Below are 16611 nucleotides of genomic sequence, written 5' to 3'. Positions count from 1 at the left end.
GATCAGCGCAGCGATGCTGCTGCGGCGCGGTCTAGCAACCAGGTCGTCGACTCCGAGCCCGAAGCGCCCGCCGCCGGGATATCGACCGGTTCCGCGCCGGAGATGGCGGCCGCCACCGCATCGGCCTTGGCTCCACCACCGACCACCAGCACGACGTGGCGGGCATGGCGGATGGCGGGCAGCGTGAGGGTGACCCGTACCGGTGGCGGCTTGGGGGAGTGGGTCACCGCGACGACGAGTTCGTGTTCTTCGCGCACCGCGTCGGTATCGGGGAACAGCGAATTGATATGGCCCTCAACGCCCATACCGAGCAGATGTAGATCGAAAGCGCCGTGTTCGGCCACGTGGGCGTGTACGGCGGCGGAATACTCGGCGGCCGCGGCCACCGGGTCGGGGTATTCACCGTCGGAGGTCGCCACCGGGTGCACACGGTGCGGGTCGACGGGCACATGGTCGAGCAGGGCCTCGCGGGCCTGGAGTTCGTTGCGTTCCGGATCGCCCGCGGGAACGAAACGTTCGTCGCCCCAGAACACGTCGAGGCGCGACCAATCGATGTCGCCGGGGGCCTCGCGGACCTTTTTCAGCAGGTCGATTCCGGTGCCGCCGCCGGTGAGCACCACCGAGGCCGAACCGCGTGCGGACTGCGCGGCGACCACCACGCCGACGAAACGTTTGGCCGCCGCGGCGACCAACGCATCGGTATCGGGATGCACCTCGACGGTATCGCCGGGGAATTCCGAATCGGTGGTGCTAGTCATAGGTCACCCTTTCGATACCGGCCAGTGCCTCGGCATAGATGTCGTCGGCGTCGAGTCGACGCAGCTCCTCGGCGAGGCAATCCCGAGCCTCTCTGCGCGCCAAAGCGATCCGCTGATCCGGCTCACCGGTGCGGGTGAGCGTGGCGGTGACACCGGTCTGCGGGCGGGTGATACCGATCGACACTGTCGGCCGATGCATCTGCACCTCCAACGCACCGGTGCGTCGATACACCGGGCAATCCAGCCGTCCGGCCAGCCAGCCCGCGAGGATATCGAGCGCCGGTTCGTCGCGCAGACCCGATACCGTCACCGATTCGACCGGTTCGAACGGCGGTTCGTCCATGGCGGCCGCCAGCAGCGCCCGCCAATAGGTGATCCGGCTCCACGCCAGATCGGTATCACCGGTGGCGTAGGAGTCGAGCCGCTTTTTGATGGTGGCCTGCGGGTCGGCGGCGAAGGTGGCGTCGGTGATCCGCCGCGTGGCCAACCTGCCCACCGAATCCTTGGACGGGACCTCCGGCGCGCCGCGCGGCCACCACGCCACCACCGGCGTATCCGGCAACAGGAACGGAATGACCACGCTGCTCTCATGATTGATGAGCTGACCCTGCAACCGCAGCACGATCACCTCGGCCGCGCCCGCATCCCCGCCGACACGGATCTGCGCGTCCAGCCGGGTCTCGGCGTCACGGTCGCCGCGGGCCAGCACGACCACCCGGCAGGGATGTTCGCGGCTGGCCTCGTTGGCGGCGTCGATCGCGTCCTCGGCCTCGGAACTGTCGAGCGTGCACACCACAAGGGTGAGCACCCGACCCATGGTGATGACGCCATTGCTCTCGCGCAGGAGCACCAGCCTTTTGGTGACCTCGCCGGTGGTGGTGCCCGGCATATCGACGATCATGGCCGCCGCCATTCCCGGCCGGTGCGGGCCAGCATCTCGTCGGCGGATTCCGGCCCCCAGGTACCGGCCTCGTACGGTTCGGGTTTGCCGACCGCCGCCCAATGGTCGAGTACCGGATCGAGGATGCTCCAGGACAATTCGACCTCCGCGTTCACCGGGAACAGCGATGGAACTCCGAGCAGCACATCGAGGATCAACCGTTCATATGCCTCGGGGGAGGACTCGGTGAACGCTTCGCCGTAACTGAAATCCATATTGACATCGCGCACCTCCATCCCCGAACCCGGAACTTTGGAACCGAACCGCATGGTGATGCCCTCATCCGGCTGGATCCGCATCACGATGGCGTTCTGGCCCAGTTCCTCGGTCATGGTCTGATCGAAGGGCAGATGCGGCGCCCGTTTGAACACCACCGCGATCTCGGTGACCCTGCGGCCCAAGCGTTTACCGGTGCGCAGATAGAACGGCACACCCGCCCAACGCCGGGTGTTGACCTCCAACGTCAGCGCGGCATAGGTCTCGGTGCGCGAATCGGGATCGAAGCCCTCCTCGTCGAGCAGGCCGACCACCTGCTCACCGCCCTGCCAACCCGCCGCGTACTGGCCGCGCGCCGTGGTCTCGTCCAGCGGTTCGACCAGCGTGGTGGCCGAGAGGACCTTGATCTTCTCCATCTGCAACTGGTTGGGCGCGAAGCTGATCGGCTCCTCCATCGCGGTGAGCGCGAGCAGTTGGAGCAGATGGTTCTGGATGACGTCACGGGCGGCGCCGATACCGTCGTAGTATCCGGCGCGGCCACCGAGGCCGATGTCCTCGGCCATGGTGATCTGCACATGATCGACGTAGTTGGCGTTCCAGATCGGATCGTACAACTGGTTGGCGAAGCGCAGCGCTAGAATGTTCTGCACCGTCTCCTTGCCGAGATAGTGGTCGATGCGAAACACCGTCTCCTCCGGGAAGACCCGGTTGACCAGTGCGTTGAGTTCGCGTGCGCTGTCCAGATCGTGCCCGAACGGCTTCTCGATCACCACCCGCCGCCAGGGCGTGCGGCCGTGCGCCTGCGCGGGTTTGGCCAGCCCGTGCACGGAGAGCTGATCGAGCACCACCGGGAACATGGCCGGTGGAATCGACAGGTAGAAGGCGTGATTGCCGCCGGTACCGCGTTCGGCGTCCAATGCCGCCAGCGTCGAGGCGAGTTGGGCGAAGGCCCCGTCGTCCTCGAAGGAGCCCTGGACGAAACGGATGCCTTCGGCGAGGTGATCCCACACCTCCTGCCGGAACGGGGTGCGCGCGTGCGCCCGCACCGCCTCCAGCACGATTTCGGCGAAATCGGCGTCGCCCATATCCCGGCGGGCGAAACCGACCAGCGCGAAACCCGGGGGCAGCAGCCCCCGGTTCGCCAGATCGTAGATGGCAGGCATGAGCTTCTTCCGGGACAGATCTCCGGTGACGCCGAAGATCACCATGCTGCACGGTCCCGCGATCCGCGGTACCCGCTTGTCCCGTCCGTCGCGCAGTGGGTTACGCCACCCGGTCGTGGTCGCTGCGTGCCCGGTACCGGCCATCTGGGTCAGTTACCCCCGGCCGCGGACAGTTCCTGTGCGGTGGCCGAAAGCAGTTCCTCCCACGACTTCTCGAATTTGTCGACGCCCTCGCGTTCGAGCACCGCGAACACATCGTCGAGGTCGATGCCGACCGCCGTCAGCTTGTCGAACACCTCCTGCGCCGCCGCGGCGGTACCGGAGACGGCGTCACCACGGATCACGCCGTGATCGGCCACCGCCTCCAGAGTCTTCTCCGGCAGGGTGTTCACCGTGTTCGGCGCCACCAGCTCGGTGACGTACAGCGTGTCGGAGTACTCCGGGTTCTTCACCCCGGTCGACGCCCACAGCGGCCGCTGCCGGTTGCCGCCCATGGCCGCGAGATGGGTGAACGTCGAGGTGTGCGCGCCGCCGTCGAAGACGTCCTGGTACTCGGCGTAGGCGAGCCTGGCGTTGGCCACACCGGCCTGACCACGCAGGGCCAGCGCCTCGGGCGAGCCGATCGCCTCGAGCCGCTTATCGATCTCGGTGTCCACCCGGGACACGAAGAACGAGGCCACCGAATGGATGTAGGCCAGATCGTGGCCCGCGGTGCGCGCCTTGCGCAGGCCGTCGAGGTAGGCGCCCATCACCGAGCGATACCGGGCGACCGAGAAGATCAGCGTGACATTGACGCTGATGCCCTCGGCGATCACCGCGGTGATCGCGGGCAGACCTTCCTCGGTGGCCGGAATCTTGATGAACAGATTGGGCCGGTCGACGATCTTCCACAGCTCGACCGCCTGCGCCGTGGTCTTCTCCGCGTCGAAGGCCAGCCGCGGATCGACCTCGATGGAGACCCGGCCGTCCACCCCACCGGTCTCCTCGAACACCCCGGCCAGCACATCGCAGGCCGCGCGGACGTCGTCGGTGGTGATGGTGCGGATCGCCGCGTCGGCGTCGGCGCCCTGCGCGGCCAGCGCCGCGACCTGGGCGTCGTAGGCGTGACCCGTGCTCAACGCACCATGGAAGATGGTCGGGTTGGTGGTCACCCCGACCACGCCGCGGGTCGCGATGAGTTCCGCGAGATTGCCGGAATTGATCCGGTCGCGGGACAGATCGTCGAGCCAGACCGACACTCCCGCCGCGCTGAGAGCGGCGACGTTCTCGTTCTGTGCCATGAGCACTTATCCCTTCACGTTGCTGAGCGTGCGCTGGGCTGCGGCGACGACGGCCTCTGGCGTGAAGCCGAACTCGCGGAACAGGGTCTTGTAGTCGGCGGAGGCGCCGAAATGCTCGATGGAGACGATCTCGCCCGCGTCACCGGCGAACCGGTGCCACGGCATCGCGATACCGGCCTCGACGGTCACCCTCGCGGCGACCGAGGGCGGCAGCACCTCGTCGCGGTAGGCCTTGTCCTGCGCGTCGAACCACTCCACACACGGCATCGAGACCACGCGGGTACCGATACCCTGCTCCTCCAGCGTAGTGCGCGCCTCGACGGCGAGCTGGAGTTCGGAACCGGTGGCGATCAGGATCACCTGCGGGACACCGGTGGAGGCCTCGGCCAGGATGTAGCCGCCCTTCGATACGCCCTCGTAGCTGGTGCCCTCCTGAACCGGCAGGTTCTGCCGGGTCAGCGCCAGCGCCGACGGACCGTCCTGATGCGGCAGCTCCGACACCGAGAAGTGCGAGCTGTGCTCGCTGCTGTCGCGCTCGAGGATGGTGCGCCAGGCGTAGGTGGTCTCGTTGGCGTCGCCGGGGCGGACCACGTTCAGGCCCGGAATGGCGCGCAGCGCGGCCAGATGCTCGATCGGCTGATGGGTGGGGCCGTCCTCGCCGAGGCCGATGGAATCGTGGGTCCAGACGTAGGTGACGGGCAACCGCATCAGCGCGGCCAGCCGCACCGCCGGACGCATGTAATCGCTGAACACCAGGAAGGTGCCGCCGTAGGGGCGGGTCGGGCCGTGCAGCGCGATGCCGTTGAGGATCGAGCCCATGGCGTGCTCGCGGACACCGAAGTGCAGTGTGCGACCGTACGGGTTGGCCTTCCACATACCGGTGGAGATCGCCTCGGGACCGAAGCTCGCCACATCCGGCATGGTGGTGTTGTTGGATTCGGCGAGGTCGGCCGAACCGCCCCACAGCTCCGGCAGCACCGGCGCCAGCGCGGCCAGCACCTTGCCCGAGGCCTTACGGGTGGCCACACCCGCCGGATCGGCCTCGTAGGTGGGCAGATTCGCGGTCCAGCCCGCGGGCAGTGCTCGCTCGACGAGACGATCGAACAGAGCCTTGTTGTCCGGGTTGGCCTGCGCCCACGCATCGAAGCGCTGCTGCCAGTCCTTGTGCGCCTGCTGACCGCGCTCGACCGCCTTGCGGGTGTGCGCGATGACGGCGTCGTCGACCTGGAAGCTGCGCTCCGGATCGAAACCGAGGATCTTCTTGGTGGCGGCCACCTCGTCGCCGCCGAGCGCGGCACCGTGCGAGGCGCCGGTGTTCATCTTGGTGGGCGCCGGGTAGCCGATGACGGTGCGCAGCACGATGATCGACGGCTTACCGGTCTCGGCCTTGGCGGCCTCGATGGCGGCCTCGATCGCCACGACGTCCTCGCCGCCCTCGACGGTCTGCACATGCCAGCCATAGGCGGCGTAGCGGGCGGCGACGTCCTCGGTGAAGGCGATGGTGGTGTCGTCCTCGATGGAGATCTTGTTGTCGTCGTAGATCACCACCAGGTTGCCGAGCTGCTGGGTGCCCGCCAGCGAGGATGCCTCGGAGGTGACACCCTCCTCGAGGTCGCCGTCGGAGGCGACGACGTAGATGAAGTGATCGAACGGGCTGGCGCCGGGCGCGGCCTCCGGATCGAACAGGCCGCGCTCACGGCGGGCGGCCATCGCCATACCCACGGCGGAGGCCAGACCCTGGCCGAGCGGGCCGGTGGTGATCTCGACGCCGTCGGTGTGGCGGAACTCGGGGTGGCCCGGGGTCAGCGAGCCCCACTTGCGCAGGTTCTTCAGGTCGTCGAGTTCGAGCCCGAAACCGGCCAGGTACAGCTGGATGTACTGGGTGAGGCTGGAATGTCCACAGGAGAGTACGAAGCGGTCACGGCCGACCCAGCTCGGATCGCTCGGGTCGTGGGTCATGACCCGCTGGTAGAGCACATAGGCCAGCGGCGCGAGGCTCATCGCGGTACCGGGGTGACCGTTACCCGCGTTCTGGACCGCGTCGGCGGCCAGCACCCGGATCGTGTCGACCGCCTTGGTGTCCAGGTCCGTCCAGTCGGCCGGATGGTTCGGCTGGGTGAGGGCGCGGATGTCGTCTGTCACTGACACGACCGGGGTTCTCCTGACATTGGTTTCGTCGACGATGGCGGATGGGCGGTGGCATGACCTACGGCAGCGCCGAAAAGCGCGTGCCGGATGTAGCTACCACCCTAGATGTGCCCACGACCGGACGCGCATGAACCCGGGGGAAAATCCCCCGCTCGACGGTGTGGCGGCTGCCCGCGCCGGTCCGTGACCGGATACCCGCGACGCGCCCGGCTATGCGTTGCATCCGGCCCCGCGCTGCTCACGGCGTATGTGTCCGTCGCCACGAATACCCGGCCGCAGCCGTGAACCCCCGCTGTTCACACCGGGTGCGGGCGGTTACCCGCGGGTGAACGGATGCTCGCCCGGGCAGGGGGCGCGGGTCGGTGCGCTGCGGGTGTGGGTCTACCATCGTCTGTAGTAGTGGCCGCGCCGCAGCTGCGCGCTGCTCGTTCCACAGCCGGATGCGATGCACAGCGTGCGAGGAGAAACAGTGCGGATCGGTCAACAGCCGGGGGTCGGCGGCGCGCACGATTCCTCGCCGGCCCTGGCGGATCGGGTCACCGGTGACGGCCCGGTAGCGAAAATTCTGCGCCGGCCGCTGGCCTATATCGCGCTGACCAAACCGCGCGTCATCGAGCTGCTGTTGGTCGCCACCATCCCGACCATGCTCCTCGCCGATCGCGGTCAGGTCGACATCCGGCTCATCTTGGCCACGTTGTTCGGCGGCTGGATGGGCGCGGCGAGCGCGAATACCCTCAACTGTGTCGCCGACGCCGATATCGACAAGGTGATGAAGCGGACGGCGAAGCGCCCGCTGGCCCGCGATGCGGTGCCGACCTCGCACGCGTTCGTCTTCGGCGTCGTGCTCGGTATCGGTTCGTTCGCCTGGCTGTGGTGGCAGGCCAACCTGCTCAGTGGCGTGCTCGTGGTCGCGACGATCCTGTTCTACGTCTTCGTCTACACCCTCGGCCTCAAACGCCGCACCGCACAGAATGTGGTGTGGGGCGGCGCCGCCGGATGTATGCCGGCACTGGTCGGCTGGTCGGCGGTCACCGGAACCATCGGCTGGCCCGCGATCGCCCTGTTCGGCGTGATCTTCTTCTGGACTCCGCCGCACACCTGGGCGCTGGCCATGCGCTACAAGGAGGACTACCGCGCAGCCGGTGTGCCGATGCTTCCGGTGGTGGCCACCGAGCAGACCGTCACCAAACAGATCGTCATCTACACCTGGCTGACCGTGCTCACCACCCTGGCGCTGGTCCCGGCGACCGGCGTGATCTACGCGGCCGTCGCACTGGTCGCCGGTGCCTGGTTCCTGCTGATGGCCCACCAGTTGTATGCGGGTGTGCGGCGCGGTGAGTCGGTGAAGCCGCTGCGGCTGTTCCTCCAGTCCAACAACTACCTGGCGGTGGTGTTCTGCGGCCTGGCCATCGACTCGGTGCTCGGGTGGACCACCATCGGTGAGGTCCTGTTCGGCTGAGCCGAGGCGTGCTCGCGGAGACGCCCTATGTAGCAGTCGAGGCGTACGAGGACGGCTCGATACAGCTGTCCGACGAGAGGCGATCGACGGGCTGACCCGCTTCGTCTATCGCGGCCTCACGGGACGCGACTACTGAACCGGCTCAGGGCAGCAACACGAGGGAGCCAGTGGTCTTGCGGCCCTCCAGATCGCGGTGCGCTCGCGCGGCTTCGGCCAGCGGATAGGTGGCGCCCACCCGTATCGCCAACGCGCCTTCGGCAATCGCTTCCAGTACATCACCGGCCCGCCACAGCAATTCGGCGCGGTCTCGGGTGTAGTGCGCGAGCGTGGGCCGGGTGAGGAACAGCGAACCGCCGGAATTGAGCCGTTGTGGATCGAACGGCGGTACCGGACCACTGGCGGCGCCGAACAGCGCCAGCGTTCCGCGGATGCGCAAGGACGCGAGACTGGCGTCGAAGGTGTCGGCGCCGACGCCGTCGTAGACCGCCGACACCCCGACGCCGTCAGTCAGTGCGCGGACCCGCTCGGCCAGATCGTCGCCGTAGCGCAGCACCTCCGCGGCCCCCGCCGCACGCGAGAGCACCTCCTTCTCCTCGGAGGACACCGTGGTGATCACCCGGACCCCGCGCGCCGCGGCCATCTGGGTCAGCAACAGGCCCACCCCGCCCGCGCCCGCGTGCACGAGCACCGTCTCGCCGGGTTCGGGCCGGTAGATCGACTCGATCAGATAGTGCGCGGTCATGCCTTGCAGCAGCGCCGAGGCGGCGACGGGCGGGTCGACCCCGTCGGGCACCGCGACGGCGACGGCCTCGTCGACGGCCACCAGCGGTGCGTAACTACTCGGTGCGTTGGCCCACGCGACTCGATCACCCGGTCGGAAATCGGTGACCTCCGCACCCACTTCGGCCACCACGCCGGTGCCCTCGGCGCCGGGGATGTAGGGAACCGGCTGCTTGTAGGTGCCGGTGCGGATATAGGTGTCGATGAAGTTGACGCCGATCGCGTCGGTATCGACCAGCAGCTGGCCGGGCCCGATCTGCGGGTCGGGCACCTCGGCGTAGGTCAGGACCTCGGGACCGCCGTGCTCGGAAACCTGGATGGCGCGCATGGCTCCAGTTCTACACCGCGACCACCCCGATCCGGCCGACCGCGGGGGTGGAGCTTTTCTTACCCGTCGGTAAACTACGGGCATGAGTGCTGATGTCGCCACCGTAACCGCGCAGGTGCCGAGTTCCGTTGTGGATTCGGTGCAGAAGTTCGTCGCCGACCACGGCGGATCCGCGACCGCCGTCCTCCAGCCGATCGGCCGCATGGGTGTGCGCGTCACCCTCGTCGGCTCGGACGGGATTCTCGGCGATCGCGTCGTCGCCGACCTCGATATCGCGAAGGCGCTGGTCGAGCGGGTCGACGGGCTGAGCGAGGCCGACGAATGGGATCGCGCGCTGACCTCGATCGTCACCCCGCGGGCCGGCCACTGGGCCAAGATGGCGGGCTGGGTCGCCCGGCAGACCCGTTTCCCCAAGGCGCGCAACGAGCGATAGCGAGACCGCACCGGTCTGTGCGCCGTCACAGGCGCACGGCCGGATCGCTGGTTGATTTCACAATCCAGCCGCTTACCCCTACTGGCCGGTAACTATCCGGGATACCGTGATCATTCCGCGATCAAACCTCCGGGCCAGAAGGAATCGATATGACGGTCGTCGACTCGACTCGCCCGCGCCGGACCGTTTCCGGTCCCTCGATTACCACCCATCTGCGCGATGTCACCTCGCTCTCGCGCCGGATGGTCGGGCACTTCGTCGAGAATGTCGCGCCCTGCGGGACACTGCCCGGCGACGCGCTCCAGGGCGATGTCACCGCCGTGACGCGGGTCTGCCTCGAACTCACCCTGTCCGTGCTCGACGGACGCAGTCTGCCCGAGCAGATCGAGCAGGTGAGTGACGCCGCCGCCGAATGGGCGCGCGAGGGCATCCCCATCGACACCATCAACCACGCCATCCACGAGGGCTTCAAACTCGGGCTCGACGCGCTGCTGGCCAACGCCTCGCCGGCGGACTTCGCCGATCTGGTGACCACTGTGCGGCGACTGCTGGAAATCCTGGACACCATCACCACCACGGTGTCGATGGCCTATGTGCGTGAATATCGTGCCGTCGTCAGTGAGCATCACACCGCGGTGCACACGCTGACCTCGGCACTGCTCGGCGGGCACAGCACCTCGACCATGGCCAGGGAATGCGGTATCGAGATCGTCGCCTCGTATGCCGTAGTGGCGCTGGCTATTGCGCCGCATGCGGACGAGGCGGCGCCGGAGGTGGACGGCAAGATCGTCGCGCGACGTAAGCTGCGGCGGATCCAGGCCGAGCTGGCGACCCGCTGTGGGGATCGGGCGTTGTCGCTGCTGAGCGTCGACGGTGGGACGGTGTTGCTGCCGTCGGCCGATTTCGACGACGACGCGCTGGACGAGTTGATCGCCGGGTTGTCGGCGGCGGCGCGGGTGCCGATCACCGCGACCGTTGTCCCGGCCGCGCCCGCCGATATCCCGGCCGCCTCCGAACAGGCCCATGAGCTGCTCGATACCGTGCAGCGGATTTCGGGTCTCGGCGGATTGCACCGCTTCAACGACCTCGCGCTCGAATTCCAGATCACCCGACCGGGCCCCGCGCGCGAATACCTCAGCGGCATCCTCGATCCGCTGGATGAGCATCCCGAGTTGCTGGACACCCTGCGTCAGCACATCGCCAACAATTTCAACCGGCAGCGCACGGCCCGGCTGATGCATATGCACACCAACACCCTCGACTACCGCCTCAAGCGAGTCAGGATGCTGACCGGTTTCGACCCGACGCAACCGTCCGGGCTCTGGTATCTCACCTCCGCGCTGGTGGCCCGCAGCTATCGCGGCTCGTCGGCCGACTCCGCCTGATACACCGCCTCGGCCCGCGGCGAGGTCGAGGGCCGAGGCGTTCCATGTCCATGGAGTCGAGCGTCACAGGCACATTGGTTGTGCACAACTGAATTGCTCACTACCGTTCTGAGTGGAGGTGGTGACCGATGACGGAATCGGACGAACTCGCACTCGACCGGCAGGTGTGCTTCGCGCTGTATTCGGCCTCTCGGGCCGTGACCAGGCTGTACCGGCCGCTGCTGGACGAACTTGGCCTGACCTATCCGCAGTATCTGGTGCTGCTGGTGCTGTGGGAGCGCGGCGAGGTGACCGTCAAGGATCTGGGCGCGGCCCTCGAACTGGATTCGGGAACACTGTCGCCGCTGCTCAAACGGCTCGAATCGGCCGGACTGGTGCTGCGCAGGCGCGCGGCGGGCGATGAGCGCTCGGTGCTGGTCGAGGCCACCGTCGAGGGACAGGCGTTGCGCGAGCGGGCCAGGTCGGTCCCGCACCGGATCGGCTGTGCGACCGGCCTGTCCGGCGTCGAACTCGACGAATTCCGCACACAACTCCGCGCCATCACCGCCTTCATCGACAACCAGCATCTGGTGCTGGACGACACCGAGGAGAACGCATGACCATCCTGTACACCGCTGAAGCCACCGCCACCGGAGCCGGACGCGGCGGCCACGTCCGCTCGACCGATACCGCCCTGGATCTGGACCTGAGCATCCCGAAGGAACTCGGTGGCGCGGGCGGCGCCGGCACCAACCCCGAGCAGTTGTTCGCGGCGGGCTTCGCGGCCTGCTTCCACAGTGCCTTGCAGGTGGTCGCGCGGCGGGAGAAAGTGGCGCTGAACGGCACCTCGGTGACCGGCGCCGTCGGCATCGGCCCGGACGGCGCGGGCTACGGACTGTCGGTCGCGCTGACCGTCGACCTGCCGGGCGTGGCGCGGGAGCAGGGTGAAGCACTGATCGCCGCCGCCCATCAGGTGTGCCCGTACTCGAACGCCACCCGCGGCAATATCGACGTCCAGCTCACCCTGGCCTGAGGCTGGACGCGGCGGCGAACCGGGCGGATCAGGCGGTCGAGACGGCCGGTGCGTCGGTGACGGATGCGGGGACGGGTTCCCTGGTGCGCAGCGAGGCCCACAGTGCGGCGGTCGCCGCCGTGCACGCGGCGGCGCCGCCCACATGGATGGCGACGAGAGCGGCGGGCACGTCGGTGAAGTACTGCACGACACCCACGAGCGATTGGGTGGCGACCAGACCGAGTAGGACCCACATCCGGGTGCGCACCGGTTTCGGTGCGCCGACCGCGAGGAGGCCGAACGCCAGGCCGATCAGTAGGGCCAGATAGCCGACCAGCAGCTGTGAATGCAGATGCACCAGGGTCACGATCTCGACTTCGAGCCGGGCGACCGGCCGATCGATGCTCTTGTCCCCGGCGTGCGGACCTGCCGCGGTGACCAGTGTGCCCGCGATCAACACTCCGGCGAGCGCGAGCCCGCTCAGGACCGTCAGCCAGCGCAGCGGGGCGGGTGCGCGAACGGTTTCCACACCATCGTCCGGTTCGCTGATCTTGGCGTACATGACCACCGCGAGCCACACCATCAGCATCGACGCCACCAGGTGTACGGCCACGGTCCACCACAGCAGACCGGTACGCACCGTGATACCGCCGATGATGGCCTGCACGACGGTGCCCGCGGGCATCAGCCACGCGTAGATCAGCACCTCGCGCCTGCGTCGCGCCCTGACCACCGCCAGCACGATGAGCGCGGCGAACAGTGTCACCACGAAGGCGAGCAGCCGGTTGCCGAACTCGACGGTCTGATGCAGGACCGGCACCTCGGACACGCCCACCGGGGTGAAGCTGCCGGGGAAGCATTGCGGCCAGGTCGGGCAGCCGAGGCCGGACGCGGTGACGCGCACGATGGCGCCCGTCACCGCGATACCGGCCTGCGAGGCGATGACGCCCGCGGCAATCAGGAGCTGGCCGCGCTGGGACAGCAGCGGCAGGCGGTCGACGAGACGCAGGAATGCGCGATACAGCACGTCACGATGGTAGCGGTACCGGGTTTCCGGCCCGCAGGCGGACTACTACAAGATGTCGTTTGATAGAGGTTCCGACGTGATGACGCGGTGGCCCCAACACCGGATCAGCAGTGGCCGCAGCGTCGGATCACTGGAACCGGAAGAACCTGGTGGCGAGGAACCCACAGATCAGACCCCATGCGGCGAGTACACCCACACCGAACCAGTCGATGCTGTTGCGCAGTGCGTCCTCCAGCGTCACGGCCATCGCGCCCGAGGGGATCAGCCGTGCGAGCACGCTCACCGCGGTCGGTAGATCATCGGAGGCGAACACCACCGTGGCCACGCCGAGCATGACGAACCACAGCACATTCGCCAGCGCCAGCACCACCTCGGCCTTGAGCGTGCCGCCGAGCAGCAGACCCATGGCGGCGAAGGTGGCCGTGCCCAAGGCGATCACCACCGCGCCCAGCAGCAGCCCGGCCGGTTCGGGCCGCCAGCCCAGCGCGGCGCCGATCAGGCCGAGCAGCACCGCCTGCAACACCACCACGATCAACACCGCGGCGCTCTTGCCCGCCACGATGCCCCATCTCGGCAGCGCCGTCGCACCCAGACGTTTGAGCGCGCCGTAACGGCGATCGAAGCCGACCGCGATCGCCTGCCCGGTGAACGCGGTGGACATGACCGCGACCATCATCACCGCCGGCACGATCTGATCGACCCGGTCGGTGCCGAGATCGCCGAACGGCAGCAGGCTCAACCCGATCAACAGGGTGATCGGGATCAGCATGGTGAGCAGCAGCTGTTCCCCGTTGCGCAGCAACAGGATCAGTTCGAGGCGGGTCTGCGCGGCCAGCATGGTGGCGCGCGCGTTCGGACGCGGCGCGGGGGAGAATGTGCCCGCCGGGAAACGGTTGGTGGTGAGATCGGGTTTGGTCATCCGCGCAGATCCCGTCCGGTCAGTTCCAGGAAGACGTCCTCGAGGCGGCGCTGATCGATGCGGATATCGGTGGCGAGCACATTCACCCGCGCGCACCACGCCGTCACCGTGGCCAGTACCTGCGGGTCGATCTCACCTTCCACCAGATACGCGCCCGGACTGGTCTCGCGCGGCGCGAAACCTTCCGGCAGGGCCGATTTCAGCAGTTCCAGATCGAGCTTGGGTGGCGCGGAGAACCGCAACTGTCCGGCGGCGCCGTGCGCGGTGACCTCGGCGGGCGTGCCCGCGGCGACGATCCGGCCGTGGTCGATGATCACCAGCTGGTCGGCCAGCTCCTCGGCCTCATCCATCATGTGCGTGGTGAGCACCACGGTCACGCCGTCGCGGCGCAGCGCGTCGATCAACTCCCACACCATGATCCGGGCCTGGGCGTCCAGACCGGCGGTCGGTTCGTCGAGGAAGACGATCTCCGGCCGCCCCACCAGCGCGCAGGCCAGCGACAGCCGCTGCTGCTGACCGCCGGACAGTCTGCGGTACGGGGTACGGCGGTTGTCGTCGAGACCGAGGGTGCGCAGCAGCCAGGCCGGGTCGAGCGGATCGGCGGAGTAGGAGGCCACCAGGTCGAGCATTTCCCCGGCCCTGGCGCCGGGGTAGGCGCCGCCGCCCTGCAACATCACCCCGATGCGCGGACGCAGCCGGTCGGAATCGGCGATCGGGTCCAGACCGAGCACCCGCACCGAACCGGCGTCGGGCGTGACGAAACCCTCGCACATCTCGACGGTGGTGGTCTTGCCCGCACCGTTGGGTCCGAGCAGCGCGAGCACCTGGGCGCGTTCGACGTCGAATCCGATCCCGTCGACCGCCGTGGTGTCGCCGTAGCGCTTGACGACGCCGTCGACGCGCACGGCGGGTCCGGAGGCTTCGGTCACGATGTCACACCGTAAGCCGTGGCCGCCTGTGACCGAGCCGACACCCCTGTCCGGGCCCGCCAGGGCAGGGCATTGCGCGTCACCACGATGAACAGCACGCACACGATGGTGGTGGCGATGGCGGCGCCGACGATCTGGAAGACCTCCATATCGGCCCCGCGCGGCATCTGCAACACACTGACCACCGCCGACAACGCCACCGCGGGCACACGGAACACCGGTCGCGTCGCCCACGCCGCCAGCGGCACGATCGCCCACAGCAGATACCAGGGCTGCACCACCGGGAACAGCAGCACGATGGCGCCCATCGAGACGCCGAGCGCGCCGACCGGATGCAATCGGCCGGTGCCTGTCGCCACCAGCATGCGCACGGTGATGAAGGCGGCCGCCAATGCGGCGATCGGGCGGGTGATGCTCAGCAATGCGGTGGTGTGATCGCCGAGGCCGAGCAGCACCCCGCCGAATCCGGTGACGATGCCGAGCGCGGTGGGCAGTGACATCCAGCTGCGCACCGCGTTCGCCACGCTCAACGTCTGCGTCCAGCCGAATCCGAGACCACTGGCCAGGCTGACGAACAATGTTGTCGCCACGGCTATCACCCCGAGTATCGCGGCAGCGGTCAGCAATTGTCTGAATCCACCGCCCCAGCGTCTGGCCAAGGCCATGCCGACGAACCCGAGCGCTATCAATGAGGTGATCTTCACCGACGACGACAGCGAGATGACCACCGCGCCGCCGATGAGCAGGGCGTAGGCCCGTCCGTCGAACGGATGGGTGTCCTCGATGGCGCGCAGGGTCAACTCGACGCCCGCCAGCATCAGCCCGAGCATGAGTGCGTCGTTGTGCACCCCGCCGACCAGGTGGAACAGCACCAGCGGATTCGCCGCGCCGAGCCACAACGCGCTGACCGGTGCGACACCGCAGCGCACCGACAGTCGCGGCAGCGCCCAGACGATCAGCGCGACACCGGCCAGTGCGAGCACCCGATGCACCCAGACCCCGGCGATGATGTTGTCGCCGGTGATCGTGGCGATGCCGCGACCCATCCACAGGAACAGCGGACCGTACGGGGCCGGGGTGTCGCGCCAGATGGTCGGCACATTGTTGGTGAGCACATTGTCGATGCCGAGCCCGGCGACCGGCCCCTCTTTATAGGGGTCGATGCCGCGGGCGGCGATCTCGCTCTGCGCGAGATAGGAGTAGACGTCGTTGCTGAACAGCGGTGGCGCGACGCTGAGCGGGATGATCCACAGCAGCAGCGTGCGATCCATCTGCGAGCGGGTCAGCCGGTGGATGGGGGAGCCGCCGATCCCGCCCACCGCGAACCGGCCGAGCAACAGCCAGGCCAGCACCACGATCACGGTGCCGACCATGCACATCGCCAGCGAGCCGGTGTGCGCACGGGCGAAGATACCGAGCACCCGCACGCCGGAGGTCGGGTTCTGGTGCACCGGCTGCGCACCGATGCCGAGGGCGCTGATGGCCATGAGGACGGTGCCGGTGGCGCCGAGCAACCGGATGCGATCCAGCTGCACCGTTTCCTTGCGGTCGAGTCCCGGCACCGCGGATTCGTCGCGGTGCAGCACCGCGATGCTGTGATCCGCGGCCGGTGCGTCCAGACCGAGTGCCCGGCGCCCCAGCGTCAGTGTCTTGCGCCGCGCGCCCTCCAGTACCGCCACGACAGGCAAGCCTAGCGGGCACCACCGGGCGCGGTTTCGCCGTCGGCCCGAGCGAATGAGCAGGTCCGCCCGGCAGCGTTTCGGGTGCGGTGCGCATGGCTAACTCTCAGCATTCGGACCCCTCCGTGCGGGTAGGGGGACAGCCGGAATCCGGTCGCTGTGGTCCGCGCCGCGAC

Annotated in this window: 15 protein-coding genes; 5 read left to right on the top strand and 10 right to left on the bottom strand. The window is 68.1% G+C overall.

Annotated elements, in window-relative coordinates; translation table 11 throughout:
- Nucleotides 1-2: 2 nt before the first annotated feature.
- The 5 genes from pgl to tkt are packed head-to-tail and all read right to left on the bottom strand — an operon-like array spanning nt 3 to nt 6505.
- Complete coding sequence (pgl, locus tag QH168_RS24495; protein WP_280468022.1) at nt 3-758, bottom strand: 6-phosphogluconolactonase; 756 nt, start codon at nt 756-758, stop codon at nt 3-5.
- Entirely contained in the window at nt 751-1659 is a 909-nt protein-coding gene (opcA, locus tag QH168_RS24490; RefSeq protein WP_280468021.1) for a glucose-6-phosphate dehydrogenase assembly protein OpcA, read from the bottom strand. The genes pgl and opcA overlap by 8 nt, the downstream gene beginning before the upstream one ends.
- Complete coding sequence (gene zwf, locus QH168_RS24485) at nt 1656-3221, bottom strand: glucose-6-phosphate dehydrogenase (RefSeq protein WP_280468020.1); 1566 nt, start codon at nt 3219-3221, stop codon at nt 1656-1658. The genes opcA and zwf overlap by 4 nt, the downstream gene beginning before the upstream one ends.
- Nucleotides 3222-3226: 5 nt before the next feature.
- The gene (gene tal / locus QH168_RS24480) at nt 3227-4357 is read right to left on the bottom strand and encodes a transaldolase (RefSeq protein ID WP_280468018.1); all 1131 of its coding nucleotides are present in this window, start codon (nt 4355-4357) and stop codon (nt 3227-3229) included.
- A 6-nt stretch (nt 4358-4363) separates the two neighbouring features.
- Nucleotides 4364-6505, bottom strand: coding sequence for a transketolase (gene tkt, locus QH168_RS24475; protein WP_280468017.1), 2142 nt, complete (start codon nt 6503-6505; stop codon nt 4364-4366).
- A gap of 469 nt (nt 6506-6974) precedes the next feature.
- Between tkt and QH168_RS24470 the strand changes: the two genes are divergently transcribed.
- Nucleotides 6975-7964 carry a heme o synthase gene (locus QH168_RS24470; RefSeq protein WP_280468016.1) on the top strand — a complete coding sequence of 330 codons (990 nt, stop codon included), beginning with the start codon at nt 6975-6977 and terminating at the stop codon, nt 7962-7964.
- A gap of 142 nt (nt 7965-8106) precedes the next feature.
- Here QH168_RS24470 and QH168_RS24465 read toward each other — a convergent pair whose 3' ends face one another.
- Nucleotides 8107-9072, bottom strand: coding sequence for a quinone oxidoreductase family protein (locus tag QH168_RS24465; RefSeq protein WP_280468015.1), 966 nt, complete (start codon nt 9070-9072; stop codon nt 8107-8109).
- Nucleotides 9073-9154: 82 nt separating this feature from the next.
- On the opposite strand from QH168_RS24465, the gene QH168_RS24460 reads away from it, so the two are divergent.
- The 4 genes from QH168_RS24460 to QH168_RS24445 all read left to right on the top strand — a co-directional run bounded on the left by QH168_RS24460 (nt 9155) and on the right by QH168_RS24445 (nt 11902).
- Nucleotides 9155-9505 carry a hypothetical protein gene (locus tag QH168_RS24460; protein WP_280468013.1) on the top strand — a complete coding sequence of 117 codons (351 nt, stop codon included), beginning with the start codon at nt 9155-9157 and terminating at the stop codon, nt 9503-9505.
- A gap of 149 nt (nt 9506-9654) precedes the next feature.
- Nucleotides 9655-10890, top strand: coding sequence for a PucR family transcriptional regulator (locus tag QH168_RS24455; protein WP_280468012.1), 1236 nt, complete (start codon nt 9655-9657; stop codon nt 10888-10890).
- A gap of 128 nt (nt 10891-11018) precedes the next feature.
- A complete protein-coding gene (locus QH168_RS24450) occupies nt 11019-11489 on the top strand; it encodes a MarR family winged helix-turn-helix transcriptional regulator (RefSeq protein WP_280468011.1) in 471 nt (156 codons plus the stop codon).
- Nucleotides 11486-11902, top strand: coding sequence for an organic hydroperoxide resistance protein (locus QH168_RS24445; protein WP_280468010.1), 417 nt, complete (start codon nt 11486-11488; stop codon nt 11900-11902). The genes QH168_RS24450 and QH168_RS24445 overlap by 4 nt, the downstream gene beginning before the upstream one ends.
- A 28-nt stretch (nt 11903-11930) precedes the next feature.
- Here QH168_RS24445 and QH168_RS24440 read toward each other — a convergent pair whose 3' ends face one another.
- The 4 genes from QH168_RS24440 to mptB form a co-directional block, all read right to left on the bottom strand.
- Complete coding sequence (locus QH168_RS24440; RefSeq protein ID WP_280468008.1) at nt 11931-12908, bottom strand: COX15/CtaA family protein; 978 nt, start codon at nt 12906-12908, stop codon at nt 11931-11933.
- Nucleotides 12909-13035: 127 nt separating this feature from the next.
- The gene (locus tag QH168_RS24435) at nt 13036-13827 is read right to left on the bottom strand and encodes an ABC transporter permease (RefSeq protein ID WP_280468006.1); all 792 of its coding nucleotides are present in this window, start codon (nt 13825-13827) and stop codon (nt 13036-13038) included.
- Complete coding sequence (locus tag QH168_RS24430; RefSeq protein WP_280468004.1) at nt 13824-14756, bottom strand: ABC transporter ATP-binding protein; 933 nt, start codon at nt 14754-14756, stop codon at nt 13824-13826. The genes QH168_RS24435 and QH168_RS24430 overlap by 4 nt, the downstream gene beginning before the upstream one ends.
- Complete coding sequence (mptB, locus tag QH168_RS24425; RefSeq protein WP_280468002.1) at nt 14753-16435, bottom strand: polyprenol phosphomannose-dependent alpha 1,6 mannosyltransferase MptB; 1683 nt, start codon at nt 16433-16435, stop codon at nt 14753-14755. Before mptB ends, QH168_RS24430 begins: the two co-directional genes overlap by 4 nt.
- Nucleotides 16436-16611 lie beyond the last annotated feature (176 nt).

Source organism: Nocardia cyriacigeorgica, assembly GCF_029868385.1.
GTDB lineage: Bacteria > Actinomycetota > Actinomycetes > Mycobacteriales > Mycobacteriaceae > Nocardia > Nocardia cyriacigeorgica_F.
This window is presented reverse-complemented; position numbering and strand designations above follow the sequence as displayed.